Below are 21,127 nucleotides of genomic sequence, written 5' to 3' on the forward strand. Positions count from 1 at the left end.
CGGGGTTGGCCGCGGTCCAGGTGCGGCGGCGGTAGCCATTCGGTTTCACCCCGGGCGTTGGTGCGGGTGGTCCAGCCTTTCTCGGCGAGCCGATTGTCCGGGCCGCAGGCCAGGGTGAGGTCGTCGATATCGGTGCGGCGGGTGGTAGTCCAGCCTTTGATGTGGTGGACTTGGCTGTGGTAGGCCGGCGCATCACAGCCGGGCTTGGTGCAACCACGGTCCTTGGCGTACAACATGATTCGCTGCGCCGGGGAAGCCAACCGTTTGGTGTGATGCAGCGCCAGTGCCCTGCCGTTGTCGAAGATCGCCAAGTAATGGTGAGCGTGGCCCGCCCAGCGGATCACATCCGACATCGGCACCAACGTGCCGCCGGCGGTCAGCGCCTTACCGGCCGCTGCCTCCAAGTCCTGCAATGTGGTGGTCACCACGATCGACACGGGCAAGCCGTTGTGCCGGCCGAGTTCCCCGGAGGCCAGCAGCCCACGGAGTCCGGCCAGGAACGCGTCATGGTTGCGCTGCGCCGTGCTGCGGGTGTCACGGCGCACCGCGTCCTCATCGGGTGTCTCGTCGACCACCGGGGTCTCGTCGTCGGGGTTGCACGCCCCGGGGGCGGCCAGCTTGGCCAACATGGCCTCGATCGCGGCCCGCACCTCCGGGGTGACCAGGCCGCTGATGCGCGACATGCCATCGCACTCCTGGGCGCCCAGGGTGATTCCGCGTTTGCGGGCCCGTTCGGCGTCGCTGAAATCCCCGTCGGGGTGCAGCCAATCCATGAGCCGCTTTGCGTAGGTGGCCAATTCGTCGGGGCGATACCCGGCGGCCTTGCCGGCCAGGTCGGCTTCGGCAGCCTGCCGGGTCAACACGTCGACCGCGACCGGCAGCTGGGCAAAGAAGTTGCGGATCACCTTGACGTGCCCATCGCCGATGAGCCCCTCGCGTTGGCCGGCCGCGGTCGCACTCAACTGTGGCGCCAACGGCTCACCGGTCAGCGCCCGGCGCACACCGAGGTCGGCGGCTTCCTCGATGCGCCGGCCGGCCTCGGCCTTGGTGATGCGCAATCGGTCGGCCAGCCCAACGCGAAGCGAGCCGCCCAACTCTTCGGGACTGGCCTGCTCGGAAAGCTGATTGATCAAGGCGTGCTGCGGGGTGCGCAGCCGGCGGGCCACGCGCTCCACCCGCTCCAAGGCGCGCAGCCGCTCAGGGGTAGTCAGGACGTCGAAAGACAACCCGCACAGGCGGTCAGCGTCGTCGTCGAGCGCGTCGATGACCTCGACGATCTCCTCACGACTACTGACACCCATGCCTCAAACTCTAGGAACACCCACCGACAAAAAGGCCCACATTGTGACCACTGAAACCAAAGTGACACAAGGGTTTACAGGGTGACGGAGACGGTCATGGCAGCCGCCAATCGATCGGGTCGGCGCCCATGCCCGTCAAGAGTTCGTTGGCGCGGCTGAACGGGCGCGACCCGAAGAACCCCCGAGAGGCCGACAGCGGTGACGGGTGCGGTGACTCGATCGCCACGCAATTACCATCGGCCAGAATCGGTTTGAGTGTCGACGCGTCGCGTCCCCACAGGATCGCCACCATCGGCTGCGAACGGGCGGCCAGCGCGCGGATCGCGCACTCGGTCACGGCCTCCCAGCCCTTGCCCCGGTGCGAGGCCGGATTACTGGGACGCACGGTGAGCACCCTGTTCAGCAGCATCACCCCGCGCTCGGCCCACGGCGTCAAGTCACCGCACGAGGGCAGTGGATGACCGAGGTCGGCGGCGTATTCGTCGAAGATGTTGGCCAGACTGCGCGGCAGTGGACGCACGTCGGGGGCCACCGAAAAGCTCAGTCCCACCGCGTGTCCCGGCGTCGGGTACGGGTCTTGGCCGACGATCAGCACCCGGACGTTGTCGAATGGAAAGGTGAAGGCGCGCAACACGTTCGGGCCTGGCGGCAGGTACCTGCGCCCGGCCGCGATCTCGGCCCGCAGGAACTGCCCCATCTCGGCGACCCGTTCGGCCGCCGGCTGCAGCGCGGCCGCCCAGCCCGGTTCGACGAGTTCGGTCAACGGCCTCGCCGTCATCGGGCTCCTCCCATGGCATCGATCACCCTAGTCGTCATATGACTGCCAGCCTGCGTAGCCGGTCCACTCCTGCCCGTCGACAAGCACTCCGGCCGTCCCCTCGAGAACCCGTCCGATGATTCGCCATCCGGCGGGCGCGGGCCCGGCGAAGCACGCCACCAGGGCATGATCCTCTCCGCCGCCCAGAACCCACGACCACGGATCGGCGCGCACGGCGGCGGCCGCGGCCGTCAGCGCGTCGTGGTCCGCGGCCAACGCCGCTGTCGACAGATCCATCGCCACACCCGACGCCTCGGCGACGTGCCGCAGGTCGGCGACCAGGCCATCGGACACGTCGATCATCGCCTGCGCTCCCCCGGCCGCCGCCGCCACGCCCTGGCCGTAGGGCGGCTGCGGGACCAGATGCCGGCGGCGCAGCGTGTCGAAGCCGTCAATTCCCTTGCCCAACAATGAAAGGCCGGCGGCCGAGCGGCCCAGCTCACCGGCGACCGCGATCACCGAGCCCGCCCTCGCCCCGGACCGCAGCACCGGGGCGCGGCCGTCCAGATCGCCGAGCACCGTCACCGAGATCACCCACTGCGGACAGCTGACCAGGTCGCCGCCGGCGATGCCGGCGCCGATGCGCTGCGCCTCGTCCCACATTCCGCCGACCAGCGCGTCGACGTCGGCCGCCGACGTGTCACCCGGCGCGCCGAACGCCACCACGAAGGCCGTGGGCCGCGCGCCCATGGCCTCGATGTCGGCGGCGTTCTGGGCGATGGCCTTACGGCCGACGTCGTGCGGGGTCGACCAGTCCAGCCGAAAATGCCGGTCCTGCACCAGCATGTCGGTCGACACCGCGACGCGCCGATCCGCGGCGTGCACCACGGCCGCGTCGTCACCCGGGCCGACCGCCACCGCGGCCGGCTGGCGGCGGCCGCGGACCAGGCGGTCGATGACGGTGAACTCACCCAGCTGCTGCAGGGTGGGGTTTGATGCCTCCTCGCCCACGCCACCTCCTTCGGCGCGTCCTCGCCCTGTGCGGGCCTCCGTCCGGTCGCCGACCTGCGGTAAGTTTGATTACTGCCCGCGCGAGCGGCCCGCGCCAGTGTAGAGGCCTGCGATGTCGTGCCAGAGATAGGAGGTGCGCGGGCGGTGACGACCGACGCCGATAGCGGCCCCCGTGACGACGGGGGGCCGCCGCCCGCGGTGATCATCGCCGCGGTCGCCCTCGCCGTCGTGGCGATCGGCGTGGTCCTGGTGATCGCGGCGAACCGCGAGGCGCCGCCCCAACCGGTTGCCGTGCCCGCCGCCGCGGCGCCGCAGGCCGACAGCCCCGCGTGCCGGGCGCTGGCCGGGGCGCTGCCGCAGCGGCTCGGCGACTACCAACGCGCACCCGTCGCGCAACCGGCACCCCAGGGCGCGGCCGCCTGGCGAGCCGGACGGGACAGCGAGCCCGTGGTGCTGCGTTGCGGGCTCGACCGCCCCGGCGAGTTCGTGGTGGGATCTCCGATTCAGATCGTCGACCGGGTGCAGTGGTTCGCGGTGCGCCCCGAACAGCAGTCCGCCGGTGACGCGGGCCGATCCACCTGGTACACCGTGGACCGGCCGGTGTACGTGGCGCTCACGCTGCCGTCGGGATCGGGTCCCACGCCCATCCAGCAGCTGTCCGAGGTCATCGACCGCACCATCGCGGCGGTGCCGATCAACCCGGGGCCACCTGGTTGAGGTTGATGGCGGCGACCCGCCACGGGTTGATGGTGGCGACCCGCCACGCCCGGCTACGCCGCGCTTGCGATCGCCACGGGTCAGCGCAGGCCGGTGCCGCGGGCCAACGCCGTTTCGACCATCGTCGCCAGCAGGGTGGGATAGTCGACACCGCTCGCGGCCCACATCCGCGGGTACATCGAGATCGTGGTGAACCCGGGCATCGTGTTGATCTCGTTGAGCACGGGTCCCTGGTCGGTGAGGAAGAAGTCGACCCGGGCCAGCCCCTGGCAGTCGATGGCCCTGAACGCCCGGATCGCCAATTGCCGGATGGCGTCGGCGATGTCGTCGTCCACCTTGGCCGGCACGTCCAATTCCGCTGCGTCGTCAAGATATTTGGTGGCGAAGTCGTAGAACGAGTCCTCGCGGCCCCGCACCCCGGCCACCCGGATCTCGCCCAGCGTGCTGGCTTCGACTGTGCCATCGGGCAATTCGAGCACGCCGCACTCGACCTCCCGGCCGGTGATGGCCGCCTCCACGATCACTTTCGGGTCGTGCCGGCGGGCCACCGCGACGGCCGCGGGCAGGTCCTCCCAGTCGGTCACCCTGGTGACGCCGATCGACGATCCGCCGCGGGCGGGTTTGACGAACACCGGCAGACCCAGCCGCTCGCACTCCTCGGGGCGCAGGGCCGACCGCGACGGGCGCAGCACCGCGTACGCGCCGACCGGCAACCCCTCGGCGGCGAACAGCTTCTTGGTGAACTCCTTGTCCATGCCCGTCGCGCTGGCCAGCACGCCGGCCCCGACATAGGGCACCCCGGCCAACTCCAGCAGGCCCTGGATCGTGCCGTCTTCCCCGTACGGACCGTGCAGCACGGGGAACACCACGTCGACGGAAGCCAGCACCTCTGGAGCCCCGGACGACAGGGAGACCAGTTGACCGCTGCGGCGCGGGTCCGCCGGCAGAGCCAGTTCGGTGCCCGACTGGGCGGTCACCTCCGGCAGCTGCCGGTCGCTGATGGCCAGCGCGGCCGGGTCGCCGTCGGTGAGCACCCAGGACCCTTCCGGGGTGATGCCGATCGCGACCACCTCGAACCGCTCGGGATCGAGATTGCGCAGGATGCTGCCCGCGGACACACACGAGATGGCGTGCTCGTTGCTGCGCCCGCCGAAGACGACGGCGACGCGCACGCGGCTTCCGCTGGCACTCACAACTTAAAGAGGCTACCGGTTGCGCGCGGCTCGGGTCGGACGGCGGGCCGCCAGCTGGGGTTTCGGTGACCGCGCGGAGTCACTCGGGCTTGGTCCTGCGTCCCAGCAGCAGGGCCATCGCCTCGTCCACCGACAGTCCCTTGTGGCAGACCCGGTGTACGGCGTCGGTCAGCGGCATCTCGACGTCGTAACTGGAGGCGAGCGCCAGCACCGACTCGCACGACGTCACGCCCTCGACGACGTGCCCGTCCCGGGCCTGCATCGCCGACTCCATGGTCCCGCCGCGACCCAGGCGTTCGCCGAACGACCGATTGCGTGAATACGGCGAGGTGCACGTCGCGACCAGGTCACCCACGCCGGCCAGCCCGGCCAGCGTGGCGCCCTTGGCGCCGAGCGCGATGCCCAGCCGCATGATCTCCGCCAGACCGCGGGTGATGATCGCCGCCGCGGTGTTCTCCCCCAGCCCGACGCCGGCCGCCATGCCGCAGGCGAGCGCGATGACGTTCTTGCACGCCCCGCCGATCTCGGTGCCGACGACATCGCTATTGGTATAGGGGCGGAAGTACCCGGTGTTCAGCATGCGCTGCAGGGCGACGGCGCGGCCGGAGTCGCTGCTCGCGACCACGGTGGCGGCGGGCTGGCATTCGGCGATCTCGCTGGCGAGGTTGGGTCCCGAGATCACCGCGACCTGAGCCGGGTCGACGCCGGTCACCGACACGATGACCTGACTCATCCGCATCAGGGTGCCCAGCTCGATGCCTTTGGCCAGGCTGACCAGGGTGGCCCCCTCGGGCAGCACCGGCACCCACCCTTCGAGATTGGCGCGCATCGTCTGCGCGGGCACCGCCAGCAGCACCGTCGAGGCGCCGTCGAGCGCATCCGCCGCGTCGGTGGTGGCGCGGATGCCCGCCGGCAGCACCGTGTCGGGCAGATAGTCGGGGTTGGACCGGGTGGCATTGATCCGGTCGGCGACGTCGGATCGACGGGCCCACAGGGTGACCGTCGTCTCCGGTCCGCCGGCCTCCACGAGCACCTTGGCCAGCACGGTGCCCCACGCCCCGGCACCCATGACCGCGACGACGCCCGTCGAACTGGCAGGCGTGCCGGCCATCCACCACCCCCATGCGTCGTCTCCAGCGTCTTGCAGCCGCTACACCCTAGATCAGCGACGGACCGGCCGTCACGCGAGCTAGCGCGGCTCGCTGGCAGGATGACATGTCATGAGCGGCACACGAGCCGACGGCACGGGAAAAGACATCGCCTTGATCATCGCCGTGAAACGGTTGGCGGCGGCCAAGACCAGGCTGGCCCCCGTGTTCTCGGCGCGCACGCGGGAGAGCGTGGTGTTGGCCATGTTGATCGACACCCTGACCGCCGCGCGACGCGTCGGCTCACTCGGTTCGATCAGTGTGATCACGCCCGACGAGGCCGCGGCCGCGGCGGCGACCGAGCTGGGCGCGGACGTGCTGGCCGACCCGACGCCCCAGGGGCATGGCGACCCGCTGAACAACGCCATCGCCACCGCGGAGCGGACCGTGGCCGGTTCATTCCCGAACATCATTGTGCTGCAAGGGGATTTGCCGGCGCTGCAGACGCAGGAGCTGGCTGAGGCGATCGCCGCCGCGAGGCATCACCGGCGCAGCTTTGTCGCCGACCGGCTGGCGACGGGGACCGCCGCCCTCTTCGCGTTCGGCGCCCCACTCGATCCGCAATTCGGAGCCGATTCGTCGGCGCGGCACCGACGTTCGGGAGCAATCGAATTGACCGGCGCGTGGCCGGGCCTGCGCTGCGACGTCGACACCCCCGACGACCTCGCCGCCGCCCGCCGGCTCGGGGTTGGGGCGGCGACCGCCCGGGCTCTCGCGCAACAGTGACCTCGACCGCGCCACGGCACACCTGTCCCCGGGGTGAACGTCGCCCCAACGGCGAATGGATGTCCGTCGAGCGCTAGCAGCATCGGCGCGTGATGAGCAATGATCGCAGGGTGACTGAAACCGAAGCTGAGGCGCGCCCCGACGAGAACTTGTGGCATCACGGCGACTCGGCCGTGACGGCGCCGCCCGCCGCGACACCGGCGGCGCTCACCGACCTGCCGGAGGACCGCTACCTCAACCGGGAGCTGAGCTGGCTGGACTTCAACGCCCGCGTGCTGGCGCTCGCCGCGGACAACTCGTTGCCGCTGTTAGAGCGAGCCAAGTTTCTGGCGATCTTCGCCTCCAACCTCGACGAGTTCTACATGGTGCGCGTCGCCGGCCTCAAGCGCCGCGACGAGATGGGACTGTCGGTGCGTTCGGCCGACGGACTGACCCCGCGCGAGCAACTGGCCCTCATCGGCGAGCAGACGCAGCGAATCGCGACCCGGCACGCGCGGGTGTTCCTCGATTCGGTGCGCCCGGCGCTCGCCGAGGAAGGCATACATATAGTCACGTGGGCCGATTTGGATCAGGGTGAGCGCGACGAACTGTCGACCTATTTCCACGAACAGGTCTTTCCCGTGCTCACGCCGCTCGCCGTCGATCCGGCGCATCCCTTCCCCTTCGTCAGTGGGCTGAGCCTGAACCTGGCGGTCATGGTCCGCCAGCCCGAGGACGGCGGCCAGCACTTCGCGCGCGTGAAGGTGCCCAACAACGTGGACCGCTTCGTCGAACTGGGCGCACGCGATACGGACGACGGCGAAGGCCCTGCCATAATTCGCTACCTGCCAATGGAAGAGCTGATCGCGGCCTTCCTGCCGGTGTTGTTCCCGGGCATGGAGATCGTCCAGCACCACGCTTTCCGCATTACCCGCAACGCGGACTACGAGGTCGAAGAGGACCGCGACGAGGACCTGCTGCAAGCGCTGGAACGGGAGTTGGCGCGCAGGCGGTTCGGGTCGCCGGTGCGGCTCGAGATCGCCAACGACATGACCGAGAGCATGCTGGAACTGCTGCTGCGCGAACTCGACGTGAATCCCGGTGACGTCATCGAGGTGCCCGGCCTGCTCGATCTGTCGTCGCTGTGGCAGGTGTACAGCCTCGACCGGCCGGCGCTGAAGGACCCGGCGTTCGTTCCGGCCACCAGTCCCGCGTTCGTCGACCGCGAGACGCCCAGGAGCATCTTCGCGACGCTGCGCGAAGGCGATGTGCTGCTGCATCATCCGTATGAGTCGTTCTCCACCAGCGTGCAGCGATTCATCGAGCAGGCCGCAGCCGACCCCAATGTGCTGGCGATCAAGCAGACGCTGTACCGCACATCCGGTGATTCGCCGATCGTTCGGGCGCTCATCAATGCCGCCGAGGCCGGCAAGCAAGTGGTGGCGCTCGTGGAGATCAAGGCGCGCTTCGACGAGCAGGCCAACATCCGCTGGGCGCGCGAGCTGGAACAGGCGGGCGTGCACGTCGTCTACGGGTACGTCGGGCTCAAGACGCACTGCAAGACCTGCCTGGTGGTCCGGCGCGAGGGTTCGGCGATCCGCCGCTACTGCCACATCGGCACCGGCAACTACAACGGCAAGACGGCGCGACTGTACGAGGACGTAGGCCTGCTGACGGCCTCGCCCGAGATCGGGGCGGATCTGACGGATCTGTTCAATTCGCTTACCGGCTACTCGCGCAAGGTCTCCTACCGCAACCTCCTGGTGGCCCCGCACGGGATTCGCACCGGCATCATCGAGCGCGTCGAGCGCGAGATCGCCGCGCACCGCGAACACGGCGGCGGGCGGATCCGCCTCAAGATGAACGCGCTCGTCGACGAGCAGGTGATCGACGCGCTCTACCGCGCGTCGATGGCCGATGTGCGGGTGGAGGTGGTGGTACGCGGGATCTGCGCGCTGCGCCCCCGCGCCGAAGGATTCTCGGAGAACATCGCGGTCCGTTCGATTCTCGGCCGCTTCCTGGAGCATTCCCGCATCATGCATTTCAATCGCATCAACGAGTTCTGGATCGGCAGCGCAGACATGATGCACCGCAACCTCGACCGGCGCGTCGAGGCGCTCGTTCAGGTCAAGGACCCGAGGCTGACCTCGTACCTGGACGACTTGTTCGAGTCCGCGCTGGACCCGTCGACCCGGTGCTGGGAGCTGGGACCCGACGGGCAGTGGATCGCGTCGCCGCAGGACGGGCACAGCGTACGCGACCACCAAGTGTCGTTGATGGAGCGGCACCGCACTCCGTAACCCTCTGCGTGGTGATTTACGGTTGATTTCCGGCCGCACCGCGATACGCGCTCGGCCCGACCGAATTGACCTGCAGGAGTTGAGTTGCCGACCAAGAGTTCGTCCACCGCTCGGCGTCCGGGAAGCCGCATCGTGTATGCCGCCGGAGCGGTCTTGTGGCGGCCGACTGATTCGTCCAACCCCGGCCTCGAGATCGCGGTGATCCACCGCCCCCGCTACGACGACTGGTCACTGCCCAAGGGCAAAGTGGACCCGGGCGAGACGGCGCCCGTCGCCGCGGTCCGCGAAGTGTGCGAGGAGACGGGTCAGCACGGGGTGCTGGGCAGGCGGCTGGACATGGTGAGCTACCCGATCGAGGCGGGCGTCAAGAAGGTCTACTACTGGGCGGCGCGCAGCACCGGCGGCGACTTCACCCCCGGCAACGAGGTCGACGAATTGGTGTGGGTGCCGGTGCCGGACGCGCTGAACATGCTCACCTATTCTCATGACCGAAAAATGTTGCGCCACTTCATGAAACATCCCGCTGACACGCATACCGTGCTCGTGGTCCGGCACGGCACCGCCGGCAGGAAATCGCGCTTCAAAGGCGACGACACCCAGCGCCCGCTGGACAAGCGGGGCCGTGCACAAGCCGAGGCGCTGGTTCCGCAGCTGCTGGCCTTCGGCGCCACCGACGTGTACGCGGCCGACCGCCTGCGCTGCCACCAGACGGTGGAACCGCTCGCGGCGGAATTGGGCGTCGCCGTGCACAATGAGCCCGCCCTCACCGAGGAGGCCTACGCCAAGAGCCCCAAACGCGCCCGCCACCGGATGCTGGCCATCGCCGAGCAGCAAGGGACGCCGGTCATTTGCACACAGGGCAAGGTGATCCCGGACCTGATCGCCTGGTGGTGCGCACGGGACGGGGTGCGCCCCGACAAGTCGCGCAACCACAAGGGCAGCGCCTGGGTGCTGTCACTGTCGGGCGGTCGACTGGTGGCAGCCGATCACATCGGCGGGGCGCTGGCCGCCAACGTGCGGGCATAACACGCAAATACCCTTCGGGCGCATCGCTGCCACCCGAAGGGTATTCGCGTCTAGAGAGTGACTGCTGCCTTAACGGCGACCGCGACGCGCGGTGGCCTTCTTGGCGGGCGCCTTCTTGACCGCGACCTTCTTGGCCGGAGCCTTGGTCGCCGCCTTCTTCGCCACGACCTTCTTCGCCACAACCTTCTTCGCCACGGTCTTCTTGGCCGGGGCCTTCGTCGCGGCCTTCTTGGCCGGGGCCTTGGTCGCGGCCTTCTTGACCGGAGCCTTGGTCGCTGCCTTCTTGACCGGAGCCTTCTTGGCGGGAGCGGCCTTCTTCGCCGCGGCCTTCTTGGCGGGAGCCTTCTTCGCCGCGGTCTTCTTGGCCGCGCCGCTTGCCACTACACCACGCTTCACTGCAGGTCCTTCCGACGGGAGACGCTGTGCGCCAGAGACAACCGCTTTGAATTGAGCACCGGGCCGGAACGCCGGGACGGAGGTCGGCTTCACCTTCACCGTCTCGCCGGTACGCGGGTTGCGGGCCACCCGGGCCGCGCGACGCCGTTGCTCGAACACACCGAACCCGGTGATCGTCACACTGTCGCCCTTGTGCACCGCACGCACAATGGTGTCGACGACGTTCTCGACGGCGGCGGTCGCCTGCCGCCGGTCGGTGTTCAATTTCTGTGTGAGCACATCAATGAGCTCTGCCTTATTCATCCAATCCCTCCGACGCTAGTGGTCCTCGATTTGAACCGACTAGAGCACACGGTAAACCCTCACCCAGCAAATTTCCAAGAGCCACGCGCAATTTCAGGGTCAGACAATCGGCGGTTTCGCAATCCGGTTGCCGCCCTTGACCGGTGGCGGCACGTGGAAATCGGGCCGGTTTAGTTAGGTGAGCGAGAAGAAATTCCGCCCTTCTCGACCGTTCAGGAGGCGGGCAGAGTGCGCGGTTTCCACTGCGGATAGGCGGCCTCGTATGACTCGATTTTGTCGAGTTTCCGCAGCGTAAGGGCTATATCGTCGAGTCCTTCGAGGAGTCGCCAGGCCGTGTGGTCGTCAATCTTGAACGGCAACACCGTCGTTCCCGCGGTGATATTTCGATCTTGAAGATTGGCAGTGATTTCCAGTCCCGGGCTCTGCTCGATGAGCTTCCAAAGCAGTTCCACGCCGTCTTGGGAGACCTCGGCCGCCAAGAGCCCCGCCTTGCCGGCGTTGCCCCGGAAGATGTCACCGAATCGAGACGAGATGACCACCCGAAACCCGTAGTCCATGAGCGCCCACACCGCGTGCTCGCGCGACGAGCCGGTGCCGAAATCGGGCCCGGCGACCAGGACCGACCCCCGGTCAAAGGGACTGAGGTTGAGGATGAATGACGGATCCGAGCGCCAGCTGGCGAACAGCCCGTCCTCGAAACCGGTTCGGGTGACCCGCTTCAAATACACCGCCGGAATGATCTGATCGGTGTCGACATTGGACCGCCGCAACGGCACACCGATACCGGTGTGGGTGTGAAATGCTTCCATGGTCATCCGTTCTTCTCGATTACGTCAGTTCAAATCGGCCGGGGCGGACAATGTGCCGCGAACTGCGGTCGCGGCGGCAACGGCCGGAGACACCAAATGCGTCCGGCCGCCTTTCCCCTGGCGCCCTTCGAAGTTGCGGTTGGAGGTCGCCGCGCAGCGTTCACCCGGCGCCAGCTGGTCCGGATTCATCCCCAGACACATCGAGCAGCCCGCCTGTCGCCACTCGGCGCCCGCGGCGGTGAAAACCTCGCCCAGCCCTTCGGCTTCGGCCTGAGCGCGCACCCGCATGGACCCGGGCACCACGAGCATCCGCACCCCGGGGGCCAGCTTGCGGCCGCGCAGCACGTCGGCGACCACCCGCAAGTCTTCGATACGACCGTTGGTACAAGAGCCAACGAACACGGTGTCGACCGCGATGTCGCGCATCGGAGTGCCCGGACGAAGGTCCATGTAAGCCAACGCTTTCTCGGCGGCCTGCCGCTCGGCGTCGCCGGTCATCAGCTCCGGGTCGGGTACGGCCCCGGCCAGCGGCACGCCCTGCCCGGGGTTGGTGCCCCAGGTCACGAACGGGCTCAGCGATGCCGCGTCGAGGTGGACCTCGGTGTCGAAGGCGGCGCCGGGGTCGGTGTGCAGCTGCTGCCAATAGCGCATCGCCGCGTCCCACTGCGCACCCTGCGGCGCGTGCGGCTTGTCGCGCAGGAATTCGTAGGTGGTCGCGTCCGGCGCCACCATGCCGGCCCGGGCGCCGGCCTCGATGCTCATGTTGCAGATCGTCATCCGGCCTTCCATCGACAGCGATTGGATGGCGCTGCCGCGGTATTCGATGACGTGACCCTGCCCGCCGCCGGTGCCGATCTTGGCGATCAAGGCCAGAATGATGTCCTTGGCCGTCACGCCGGTGGGCAGTTCGCCGTCGACATTGACCGCCATGGTCTTGAACGGCCGCAGCGGCAACGTCTGGGTCGCCAGCACGTGCTCGACCTCCGAGGTGCCGATGCCCATCGCCAGTGCGCCGAACGCGCCGTGCGTCGACGTGTGACTATCACCACAGACGATCGTCATTCCCGGTTGGGTGAGGCCCAATTGCGGCCCGACGACATGCACGATGCCCTGCTCGATGTCGCCCATCGGGTAGAGCCGAACGCCGAATTCGGCGCAGTTGCGGCGCAACGTCTCGACCTGGGTGCGTGACACCGGGTCGGCGATCGGCTTGTCGATGTCGATGGTGGGCACGTTGTGATCCTCGGTGGCCAGCGTCAGATCGGGCCGTCGCACCGGTCGTCCGGCCAGGCGTAGCCCGTCGAAAGCCTGCGGGCTGGTGACCTCGTGCACCAGATGCAGGTCGATGTAGATCAGGTCGGGCGCGTCAGCGCCCCCTTTGTCCACAACGTGGTCGTCCCACACCTTTTCGGCCAGGGTGCGCGGCTTGCCGGATCCCATCTGAAATTCGCCTCTATTCCCCTCATGCGCGGCTCGTCGATCGACCATGGGCTGTGATCTCAGAATGCGAGACGCTAGTATCTCCTTGTGAGACAGCATAGCGGCATCGGCGTTCTCGACAAAGCCGTCAGCATCCTGCACACCATCGCCCAATCCCCCTGCGGGTTGGCCGAACTGTGCGAGCGGACCGGATTGCCCAGGGCCACCGCGTACCGGTTGGCCGCCGCGCTGGAAGTCCATCGCCTGCTGGCGCGTGACGACGAGGGGCGCTGGCGACTCGGTCCGGCCGTCACCGAGCTCGCCGCCCATGTCAACGACCCACTGCTGGCCGCCAGCGCGGGGGTGCTCCCCCTGCTGCGCGAGACCACCGGGGAGAGCGTGCAGCTGTACCGCCGCGAGGGCACCACACGAGTCTGCGTGGCGGCCCTGGAACCCGCTGCGGGCCTTCGCGATACGGTCCCGGTCGGGGCGCGCTTGCCGATGACCGCGGGCTCGGGTGCCAAGGTGCTGCTGGCCCACAGCGACGTTGCGACGCAAAAGGCGGTGCTGCCGTCGGCGAAGTTCACCGAGCGCACCCTGGCCGAAGTGCGGCGCCGCGGCTGGGCGCAAAGCGTGGCCGAGCGGGAGCCCGGGGTGGCGAGCGTGTCGGTTCCCGTGCGCGACGGCCGCGGAGCCGTCGTCGCCGCGATCTCGGTGTCGGGACCCGTCGACCGGATCGGCCGGCGTCCGGGAGCGCGCTGGGCCGCGGATCTCATTTCCGCGGCCGAGGCGCTCACCCGCCGGCTCTGAAACGTCGCGCGCGAGAAGCGTCTCGGCGACCAGCGCGCACCGTCGCCGGGCAGCCTGACAGACTGACCGCCATGGGAACCAATCAGCGCGCGAGCATCGTCATGTCGGAAGACGAGATCGCCGATTTCGTCGTCAAGAGCCGCACCGGCACGCTGGCCACCGTCGGTCCCGACGGCCAGCCGCATCTGACCGCGATGTGGTACGCCGTCGTGGACGGCGAGATCTGGCTTGAGACCAAGGCCAAGTCGCAGAAGGCGGTCAACCTCAAACGCGATCCGCGGGTGAGCTTCCTGATCGAGGACGGCGACACCTACGACACGTTGCGCGGAGTGTCATTCGAAGGCGTCGCGGAGATCGTCGACGATCCCGCCGTCTCGCACCGGGTCGGCGTCAGCGTGTTCGAGCGCTACACCGGCCCGTACAGCGACGAGATGAAGCCCTTTGTCGAGCAGATGATGAACAAGCGCGTCTGCGTGCGCATCGTCGCCCGGCGCTCCCGCTCGTGGGACCATCGCAAACTCGGGCTGCCGGCCATGCCGGTGGGTGGCTCCACGGCCCCGGCCGTGCTGGGGACCGGTCAGTAGTTTGTTTGTAGCCCCGATGGGATTCGAACCCACGCTACCGCCGTGAGAGGGCGGCGTCCTAGGCCGCTAGACGACGGGGCCAGACACGATCCGGAGTGCCAGCATAGCTCACACTCGGAAGCCCACCTAATCGCTTGAGGTGGTGACGTTTTGCTGGGGTACCAGGACTCGAACCTAGAATGGCTGAACCAGAATCAGCTGTGTTGCCAATTACACCATACCCCATCGGCTGCCTAAAACCGCTGGTCAACGCCCGTCCGGAGCCGTATCACGCCGCTCGGAAGACCGCCGCTGCCAGCCGTTGTCGGCTTTGTGAGCCGCAGAGCAGACTACCAAAGACTCGGGACACAATCCGCACGCGAGGTCCGCGACGCCTTCGAGGCCTTCGAGAGGCCCAAGCCTTATCCGCCGACCGCTTCCCGCGCGGCGCGTAACCGCAGCAGGCTGCGGTCACGTCCGAGCAGCTCCAGTGATTCGAACAACGGCGGGCTGATTGTCGTTCCCGTGGCGGCAACCCTGATCGGACCGAACGCCTTGCGCGGTTTGAGGCCCAGATTTTCGATGAGCGCCGCCTTGAGGGCGGACTCGATGTGCGCGGTGGTCCAGTCCGTCGCGCCCTCCAGCGCGACGAGCGCGGCGTCGAGTACCGCGGCCGCGTCCGCGCCGAGCTCCTTGGCGGCGGCCTTGGGGTCGATGGCGTATTCGTCGTCGCTGAGGAACTTCAGCAGGTCCCACGCGTCTGCGAGCACGACGATACGGGTCTGCACCAGGTCGGCGGCGACGGCGAACGCGGCGTCAGCCAACCCGAGCCGATGGCCGTGGGCGCCGAAGTAGTCGCGCAGCCGGCCCGCGAAATCCGCCGGCTCGAGCATCCGGATGTGCTCGGCGTTGAGCGCGTCGGCCTTCTTCTGGTCGAACCGCGCCGGGTTGGAATTGACGTCGACGACGTCGAAGGCGGCCACCATCTCGTCGAGGCTGAACAGGTCATGGTCGTCGGCGATGGCCCAACCCAGCAACGCAAGGTAATTGAGCAGCCCTTCCGGGATGAAGCCCCGGTCGCGGTGGGCGAACAGATTCGACTGCGGGTCGCGCTTCGAGAGCTTCTTGGTGCCCTCCCCCAATACCGTTGGCAGGTGGGCGAACTCCGGGACGCGCTCGGCGACGCCGATCCGGATCAGCGACTGGTACAGCGCGAGCTGGCGCGGCGTCGAGGGCAGCAGGTCCTCGCCGCGCAGCACGTGGGTGATTTTCATCAGCGCGTCGTCGCAGGGGTTGACCAAGGTGTACAACGGATCTCCGTTGGCGCGGGTCAGCGCGAAGTCCGGCACGCTGCCCGCGGCGAAGGTGGTGGTCCCGCGCACTAGGTCGTTCCAGGCGAGGTCCTCGTCGGGCATCCGTAGCCGCACCACCGGCTTGCGGCCCTCGGCCAGGAACGCGGCGCGCTGGGCATCGGTCAGGTGCCGGTCGAAGTTGTCGTATCCCAGTTTGGGATTGCGGCCCGCCGCGATGTGGCGCGCCTCAACCTCTTCCGGCGTGGAGAACGCATAGTAGGCCTCACCGGCTTCGAGCAGTTTGGCCACCACGTCGCGGTAGATCTCCTTGCGCTGCGACTGCCGGTAGGGGCCGTAGGGTCCGCCGACCTCGGGGCCCTCGTCCCAGTCGAGGCCGAGCCAGCGCAGCGCGTCGAGCAGGGCCAGATAGCTTTCCTCGGTGTCGCGTTCGGCGTCGGTGTCCTCGATGCGAAAGACGAAGGTGCCCCCGGTGTGCCGGGCATAGGCCCAGTTGAACAGCGCGGTGCGGACCATGCCGACGTGCGGGGTGCCCGTGGGCGACGGGCAGAACCTGACGCGGACTTTCGTTTCGGCTGTCACGGCTTTCCCTTACGGAGCACGGGATTGGTGAGCGTTCCGATCCCTTCGATGGTGATGGAGACGGTGTCGCCATGCTCGATCGGACCGACTCCTGCGGGCGTCCCGGTGAGGATGAGGTCGCCGGGCAGCAGGGTCATCACGGCCGAGATCCATTCGACGATGGCGCCGACGTCGTGGATCATCAGCGAGGTCCGGCTGTGTTGCTTCACTTCGCCGTTGACCTCGGTTCGTATCTCGAGATCCGACGGGTCGACGTCGGTGACGATCCACGGCCCCACCGGGCAGAAGGTGTCGTGCCCTTTGGCGCGGGTCCATTGGCCGTCGGACTTCTGTTGGTCGCGGGCGGACACGTCGTTCCCGATGGTGTAACCGAGAATGCTGTCCGCGGCCTGCGCTGCGGAGACGTCCTTGCAGGGCCGCCCGATGACGGCAGCCAGCTCCCCCTCGAAATGCACCGGTGATGCGTTGGCGGGCAAGCGAATCGGTACGTTCGGGCCGATGATGGCCGTGTTGGGCTTGAGGAAGATGATCGGATCCGGCGCCGCCGGACCGGTGAGTTCGGCCATTTCCGCGATGTGATCGGTGTAGTTCTTGCCGATGCAGACCACCTTGCTGGCCAGTATCGGGGCCAGCAGCCGCACATCGGCCAGCGGCCATGACCGGCCGGTGAAGTTCGGCGTGCCGAAGGGATGCTCGGCGATCTCGCGGGCGACCATCGCGGCGGGATCGGCGAGGTCGCCCTCGATGCTGACGAAGGCGACACCGTCCGGGCTGGCGATTCGACCAAGGCGCATTTCGTTGAGCCTACTGATGAGCGGTTGCGGCATCGCAATGGCGGCAGGCACACGAGCATTACCAGCGGTTTCCGGCGCATATGCAAGCATGAGGAATGCACACGGGGCCGGCCACCACGCGTGAACTGGGCGCGGGCGCCCGCTGGTCCATCATGGTCGTGTCGCTGGTCGCCACCGCGAGTTCCTTCCTCTTCATCAACGGCATCGCGTTCCTGATCCCCTCGCTCCAAGCGGCGCGCGGAATCCCACTCGGGGAAGCCGGTCTGCTGTCGTCGATGCCGAGCTGGGGCATGGTGGTCACGCTGGTGCTGTGGGGCTACGTGCTGGACCGCGTAGGCGAGCGGGAAGTCATGGCAGCGGGTTTGGTGCTCACCGCGGCAGCGGCCTACGCCGCGGCGTCGGCCCATTCGATGGTGCTGATGGCCGTCTACTTGTTTCTCGGAGGCATGGCCGCGGCCAGCTGCAACACCGCCGGCGGGCGGTTGGTGTCGGCGTGGTTCCCGCCGCAGCAGCGCGGTTTGGCCATGGGGTTTCGCCAAACCGCGCAGCCCCTCGGAATCGCCCTGGGGGCGCTGGTGATTCCCGAGCTGGGCGAGCACGGGCCGGCTGCTGGGCTGAAGTTCACGGCCTTGGCGTGCGCGCTGGGAGCGGCGGCGAGCGCGGTCGGCATCATCGACCCGCCCCGCAAGCCCAGGGAGAAGGCCAGCGATTCCGAACTCGCCAACCCCTACCGAGGGTCGTTGGCACTGTGGCGAATTCACACGGTGGCCGGGCTGTTGATGGTTCCGCAGACGGTGACCGTCACCTTCATGCTGGTGTGGCTGATCAAGAACCTGCACTGGTCGGTGGCGGCGGCCGGCAGTCTGGTCACCCTTTCCCAGCTGCTGGGCGCGATCGGCCGGGTCCTGGTGGGCCGTTGGTCCGACCGCGTCGGCTCTCGAATGCGGCCGGTCCGCCTCATCGCGGCGGCCGCCGCCGTCACCCTCTTCCTCCTGGCCTGGGCGGACTTTCTGAGTTCGAGTTATCAGGCGCCCCTGATGGTCGCGATCTCGGTGATCGCCGTGCTGGACAACGGTTTGGAGGCGACGGCCATCACCGAATACGCCGGGCCGTTCTGGAGCGGGCGCGCCCTGGGCATCCAGAACACCACCCAGCGGGTGTTCGCGGCAGCCGCGCCGCCGCTGTTCGGGGCGTTGATCACCGCCGCGAAATACCCGAACGCGTGGATATTGTGCGGACTGTTCCCGGCGGTCGCGGTGCCGCTGGTTCCGGCGCGGTTGCTGCCGCCCGGGCTGGAAACTACAGCCCGGCGGCAATCCGTTCGCCGACTTCGCTGGTGGCGAGCCGTTCGTTCCCGCGCGTTGCCAGATAGGCCTCAACGGCCCGATCCACCCGCCTAGCGGCGTCGTCCTCCCCGAGGTGGGCGAGCAGCAACGACACCGACATGATGGCCGCGGTCGGATCGGCTATGCCCTGACCGGCGATGTCGGGCGCGCTGCCGTGCACCGGCTCGAACATCGACGGGTTGGTCCGGGTGGCGTCGATATTTCCGCTGGCGGCCAACCCAATTCCGCCGCACACCGCCGCCGCCAAGTCGGTGATGATGTCACCGAACAGATTGTCGGTGACGATCACGTCGAAGCGTCCCGGGTCGGTGACCATGAAGATGGTGGCGGCGTCGATGTGTTGGTAGGCGACCTCGACGTCCGGGTAGTCCGCCCCGACCTCGGCCACGATCCGCGACCACAGCTTCCCGGCGAAGGTCAGCACGTTGGTCTTGTGCACCAGCGTCAGGTGTTTGCGACGACGCCGGGCGCGCGCGAACGCGTCGGCCACCACGCGGCGCACACCGAAGGCGGTGTTCAGGCTCACCTCGGTGGCCACCTCGTGCGGCGTCCCGGTGCGGATCGCGCCGCCGGTACCGGTGTAGGGGCCTTCGGTGCCCTCGCGGACCACCACGAAGTCGATGTGCGGGTCTCCGGCCAACGGGCTGCTCACACCGGGATAGAGCCGGCCCGGCCGCAGGTTGACGTGATGATCCAGCTCAAAACGCAGGCGCAGCAACAGACCCCGCTCCAGCACGCCGCTGGGCACCGACGGATCGCCGATCGCGCCGAGCAGGATGGCGTCGTGCTGGCGCAGCTCGGCGAGCACCGATTCCGGCAGCAGCTCACCGCTGGCGTGAAAACGCCGCGCGCCCAAGTCGTAATCCGTCTTCTCCACGCCGGGCAGCACCGCGTCAAGGACCTTGAGCGCCTCGGCCGTCACTTCCGGCCCGATACCGTCGCCGCCGATAACAGCGAGTTTCACGACAGATCGACCACCTCAAGCTTGTTGGCGCCCACGGCGGCACCGATCGCCGAGCGCACCTCGCTCGGCACGTCCTGGTCCAGCCGCAGCAGAATGGTCGCCCCGGGACCCTCGGCGTCCTCGGAGAGTTGAGCGGCCTGGATGTTCACGCCCGCCGAGCCGAGCAGGGTGCCGATCTTGCCCAGCGCGCCGGGCGCATCGACGTAGTTGATCACCAGGTTGGTGCCCCGGGCGCGCAGATCGAAGTTGCGGCCGTTGATCTGCACGATCTTTTCCACCAACTGCGGCCCGGACAGCGTGCCGGCCACGTTGACGGCCGAGCCGTCGGAGGTGACGGCGCGCACGTCGACGACGCTGCGGTGGTTCGGGCTCTCCGAGGCCTTGGTGAGCTCGGCGGAGACGCCGCGTTCTTCGGCCAACGCCGGCGCGTTGACGAAAGTGACCGGACCCTCGACCACCGCCGAGAACAACCCGCGCAGGGCCGAAAGCTTCAGCACCTCAACATCTTCGGAGGCCAGCTCGCCGCGCACCTGCACCGACACCGAGAGCGGCGGCCCGTCGGACAACGAGGCGGCCAGCACCCCGAGCTTGCGCACCAGGTCCAGCCAGGGCGCCACCTCTTCGTTGACCACGCCGCCGCCGACGTTGACCGCATCGGGAACGAATTCGCCGGCCAGAGCGAGTTTCACGCTTTCCGCGACGTCGGTGCCGGCCCGGTCCTGTGCCTCCGCGGTGGATGCCCCCAGATGCGGTGTGACCACCACCTGCGGCAGCCCGAACAGCGGGCTGTCGGTGCACGGCTCCTTCGCGAAGACGTCGATACCGGCCGCGCGGACGTGCCCGCTGCTGACCGCTTCGGCCAGCGCGGCCTCGTCGATCAGGCCGCCGCGGGCGGCGTTGACGATGATGACGCCCGGTTTGGTCTTGGCCAGCGCCTCCTTGCCGATCAGGCCCGCCGTCTCGGGCGTCTTCGGCAGGTGCACCGAGATGAAGTCGGCGCGGCCGAGGAGGTCGTCGAGCGGCAGCAGTTCGATGCCCAGCTGCGCGGCCCGGGCCGGCGAGACGTAGGGGTCGTAGGCGATGAGGTGGGTGCCGAAGGCCGTCAGCCGCTGGGCGACCAACTGCCCGATGCGGCCCAGCCCCACCACTCCGACCGTCTTGCCGAAGACCTCGGTGCCGTTGAACGACGACCGCTTCCAGGTGTGCTCGCGCAGCGAGGCGTCGGCAGCCGGGATCTGCCGAGCGGCGGCCAGCAGCAGCGCCAACGCGTGCTCGGCGGCGCTGTGGATGTTGGAGGTGGGGGCGTTGACCACCAGGACGCCCCGCTCGGTCGCGGCGTCCACGTCGACGTTGTCCAGCCCGACACCGGCGCGCGCGACTATCTTCAGCTTGGGGGCGGCCGCCAGCACCTCGGCGTCGACGGTGGTGGCCGAGCGGACCAGCAGCGCGTCGGCTTCCGGCACCGCGGCCAGCAGCTTCTCCCGGTCCGGCCCGTCTACCCAGCGCACCTCGACCTGGTCTCCCAGGGCGGCGACGGTCGATTGGGCGAGTTTGTCGGCGATCAATACAACAGGCAGATTCACCCGGCCAGCCTATCGGCTGGCTTTGACGGGCAGCGACGGGCATCGACGGGCTCGCCACTGCCCTAACCTGCGCCGACGCGCGCTTGGGGC

At 68.4% G+C, this 21,127-nt stretch carries 19 protein-coding genes and 2 tRNA genes; 7 read left to right on the forward strand and 14 right to left on the reverse strand.

The features are described from left to right. The 3 genes from A5692_RS21400 to A5692_RS21410 form a co-directional block, all read right to left on the reverse strand. Positions 1 to 1,301, reverse strand: a 1,301-nt coding sequence (locus tag A5692_RS21400) for an HNH endonuclease signature motif containing protein (protein ID WP_068059518.1), incomplete at its 3' end; no start/stop codon positions are given. A gap of 94 nt (positions 1,302 to 1,395) precedes the next feature. After that, the gene (locus A5692_RS21405) at positions 1,396 to 2,079 is read right to left on the reverse strand and encodes a uracil-DNA glycosylase (protein ID WP_068059521.1); all 684 of its coding nucleotides are present in this window, start codon (positions 2,077 to 2,079) and stop codon (positions 1,396 to 1,398) included. 27 nt (positions 2,080 to 2,106) lie between these two features. Then, the gene (locus tag A5692_RS21410) at positions 2,107 to 3,069 is read right to left on the reverse strand and encodes a thiamine-phosphate kinase (RefSeq protein WP_068059524.1); all 963 of its coding nucleotides are present in this window, start codon (positions 3,067 to 3,069) and stop codon (positions 2,107 to 2,109) included. A 144-nt stretch (positions 3,070 to 3,213) separates the two neighbouring features. Between A5692_RS21410 and A5692_RS21415 the strand changes: the two genes are divergently transcribed. After that, a complete protein-coding gene (locus A5692_RS21415; protein WP_068059526.1) occupies positions 3,214 to 3,786 on the forward strand; it encodes a DUF3515 domain-containing protein in 573 nt (190 codons plus the stop codon). An 80-nt stretch (positions 3,787 to 3,866) separates the two neighbouring features. Here A5692_RS21415 and A5692_RS21420 read toward each other — a convergent pair whose 3' ends face one another. After that, on the reverse strand, positions 3,867 to 4,979 hold the full coding sequence (locus A5692_RS21420) for a D-alanine--D-alanine ligase family protein (protein ID WP_068059529.1): 1,113 nt from the start codon (positions 4,977 to 4,979) through the stop codon (positions 3,867 to 3,869). Between the two features lie 79 nt (positions 4,980 to 5,058). Beyond that, entirely contained in the window at positions 5,059 to 6,090 is a 1,032-nt protein-coding gene (locus A5692_RS21425) for an NAD(P)H-dependent glycerol-3-phosphate dehydrogenase (protein ID WP_068059533.1), read from the reverse strand. Between the two features lie 109 nt (positions 6,091 to 6,199). Here A5692_RS21425 and cofC point away from each other — a divergent pair, with 109 nt between their 5' ends. From cofC to A5692_RS21440, 3 genes are all read left to right on the forward strand, one after another. Next, the gene (gene cofC, locus A5692_RS21430) at positions 6,200 to 6,853 is read left to right on the forward strand and encodes a 2-phospho-L-lactate guanylyltransferase (protein ID WP_068059536.1); all 654 of its coding nucleotides are present in this window, start codon (positions 6,200 to 6,202) and stop codon (positions 6,851 to 6,853) included. Between the two features lie 89 nt (positions 6,854 to 6,942). Continuing rightward, complete coding sequence (locus A5692_RS21435) at positions 6,943 to 9,132, forward strand: RNA degradosome polyphosphate kinase (RefSeq protein ID WP_068059539.1); 2,190 nt, start codon at positions 6,943 to 6,945, stop codon at positions 9,130 to 9,132. Between the two features lie 84 nt (positions 9,133 to 9,216). Then, on the forward strand, positions 9,217 to 10,158 hold the full coding sequence (locus tag A5692_RS21440) for a bifunctional NUDIX hydrolase/histidine phosphatase family protein (protein ID WP_068059542.1): 942 nt from the start codon (positions 9,217 to 9,219) through the stop codon (positions 10,156 to 10,158). A 69-nt stretch (positions 10,159 to 10,227) separates the two neighbouring features. On the opposite strand, the gene A5692_RS21445 is transcribed toward A5692_RS21440, so the two are convergent. From A5692_RS21445 to leuC, 3 genes are all read right to left on the reverse strand, one after another. Continuing rightward, on the reverse strand, positions 10,228 to 10,857 hold the full coding sequence (locus A5692_RS21445) for an HU family DNA-binding protein (protein WP_068059545.1): 630 nt from the start codon (positions 10,855 to 10,857) through the stop codon (positions 10,228 to 10,230). A 212-nt stretch (positions 10,858 to 11,069) separates the two neighbouring features. Next, positions 11,070 to 11,666, reverse strand: coding sequence for a 3-isopropylmalate dehydratase small subunit (gene leuD / locus A5692_RS21450; RefSeq protein WP_068059593.1), 597 nt, complete (start codon positions 11,664 to 11,666; stop codon positions 11,070 to 11,072). Between the two features lie 24 nt (positions 11,667 to 11,690). Further along, a complete protein-coding gene (gene leuC / locus A5692_RS21455; RefSeq protein WP_068059548.1) occupies positions 11,691 to 13,106 on the reverse strand; it encodes a 3-isopropylmalate dehydratase large subunit in 1,416 nt (471 codons plus the stop codon). Positions 13,107 to 13,193: 87 nt separating this feature from the next. Here leuC and A5692_RS21460 point away from each other — a divergent pair, with 87 nt between their 5' ends. Next, positions 13,194 to 13,895 (forward strand): IclR family transcriptional regulator, encoded by a 702-nt coding sequence (locus tag A5692_RS21460; protein WP_068059551.1) that lies wholly within the window; start codon positions 13,194 to 13,196, stop codon positions 13,893 to 13,895. 71 nt (positions 13,896 to 13,966) lie between these two features. Beyond that, complete coding sequence (locus A5692_RS21465) at positions 13,967 to 14,479, forward strand: pyridoxamine 5'-phosphate oxidase family protein (protein WP_068059553.1); 513 nt, start codon at positions 13,967 to 13,969, stop codon at positions 14,477 to 14,479. 8 nt (positions 14,480 to 14,487) lie between these two features. Here the strand turns inward: A5692_RS21465 and A5692_RS21470 are convergent. The 4 genes from A5692_RS21470 to A5692_RS21485 form a co-directional block, all read right to left on the reverse strand. After that, positions 14,488 to 14,560: transfer RNA gene (locus tag A5692_RS21470), tRNA-Glu, on the reverse strand. 72 nt (positions 14,561 to 14,632) lie between these two features. Next, a tRNA-Gln gene (locus tag A5692_RS21475) sits at positions 14,633 to 14,704 on the reverse strand. A 176-nt stretch (positions 14,705 to 14,880) separates the two neighbouring features. After that, the gene (gene gltX, locus A5692_RS21480; protein ID WP_082962969.1) at positions 14,881 to 16,350 is read right to left on the reverse strand and encodes a glutamate--tRNA ligase; all 1,470 of its coding nucleotides are present in this window, start codon (positions 16,348 to 16,350) and stop codon (positions 14,881 to 14,883) included. Continuing rightward, positions 16,347 to 17,144 (reverse strand): fumarylacetoacetate hydrolase family protein, encoded by a 798-nt coding sequence (locus A5692_RS21485; protein ID WP_068059596.1) that lies wholly within the window; start codon positions 17,142 to 17,144, stop codon positions 16,347 to 16,349. Before A5692_RS21485 ends, gltX begins: the two co-directional genes overlap by 4 nt. A gap of 95 nt (positions 17,145 to 17,239) precedes the next feature. Between A5692_RS21485 and A5692_RS21490 the strand changes: the two genes are divergently transcribed. Further along, positions 17,240 to 18,544 carry an MFS transporter gene (locus A5692_RS21490; RefSeq protein WP_068059559.1) on the forward strand — a complete coding sequence of 435 codons (1,305 nt, stop codon included), beginning with the start codon at positions 17,240 to 17,242 and terminating at the stop codon, positions 18,542 to 18,544. On the opposite strand, the gene A5692_RS21495 is transcribed toward A5692_RS21490, so the two are convergent. Together A5692_RS21495 and serA are read right to left on the reverse strand one after the other, a co-directional pair. After that, the gene (locus tag A5692_RS21495) at positions 18,444 to 19,454 is read right to left on the reverse strand and encodes a 3-isopropylmalate dehydrogenase (RefSeq protein ID WP_068059562.1); all 1,011 of its coding nucleotides are present in this window, start codon (positions 19,452 to 19,454) and stop codon (positions 18,444 to 18,446) included. The genes A5692_RS21490 and A5692_RS21495 overlap by 101 nt on opposite strands. Beyond that, positions 19,451 to 21,037, reverse strand: coding sequence for a phosphoglycerate dehydrogenase (serA, locus tag A5692_RS21500; protein ID WP_068059565.1), 1,587 nt, complete (start codon positions 21,035 to 21,037; stop codon positions 19,451 to 19,453). The genes A5692_RS21495 and serA overlap by 4 nt, the downstream gene beginning before the upstream one ends. Between the last annotated feature and the right edge of the window lie 90 nt (positions 21,038 to 21,127).

This window comes from Mycobacterium sp. E342, assembly GCF_001667665.1.
GTDB lineage: Bacteria > Actinomycetota > Actinomycetes > Mycobacteriales > Mycobacteriaceae > Mycobacterium.

Coding starts and splice junctions, on each gene's coding strand:
- A5692_RS21465 (WP_068059553.1), top strand. CDS start 13,967: ATGGGAACCAATCAGCGCGCGAGCATCGTCATGTCGGAAGACGAGATC.
- A5692_RS21485 (WP_068059596.1), bottom strand. CDS start 17,144: ATGCGCCTTGGTCGAATCGCCAGCCCGGACGGTGTCGCCTTCGTCAGC.
- A5692_RS21490 (WP_068059559.1), top strand. CDS start 17,240: ATGCACACGGGGCCGGCCACCACGCGTGAACTGGGCGCGGGCGCCCGC.
- A5692_RS21425 (WP_068059533.1), bottom strand. CDS start 6,090: ATGGCCGGCACGCCTGCCAGTTCGACGGGCGTCGTCGCGGTCATGGGT.
- leuD (WP_068059593.1), bottom strand. CDS start 11,666: ATGGAAGCATTTCACACCCACACCGGTATCGGTGTGCCGTTGCGGCGG.
- A5692_RS21405 (WP_068059521.1), bottom strand. CDS start 2,079: ATGACGGCGAGGCCGTTGACCGAACTCGTCGAACCGGGCTGGGCGGCC.
- leuC (WP_068059548.1), bottom strand. CDS start 13,106: ATGGGATCCGGCAAGCCGCGCACCCTGGCCGAAAAGGTGTGGGACGAC.
- cofC (WP_068059536.1), top strand. CDS start 6,200: ATGAGCGGCACACGAGCCGACGGCACGGGAAAAGACATCGCCTTGATC.
- A5692_RS21445 (WP_068059545.1), bottom strand. CDS start 10,857: ATGAATAAGGCAGAGCTCATTGATGTGCTCACACAGAAATTGAACACC.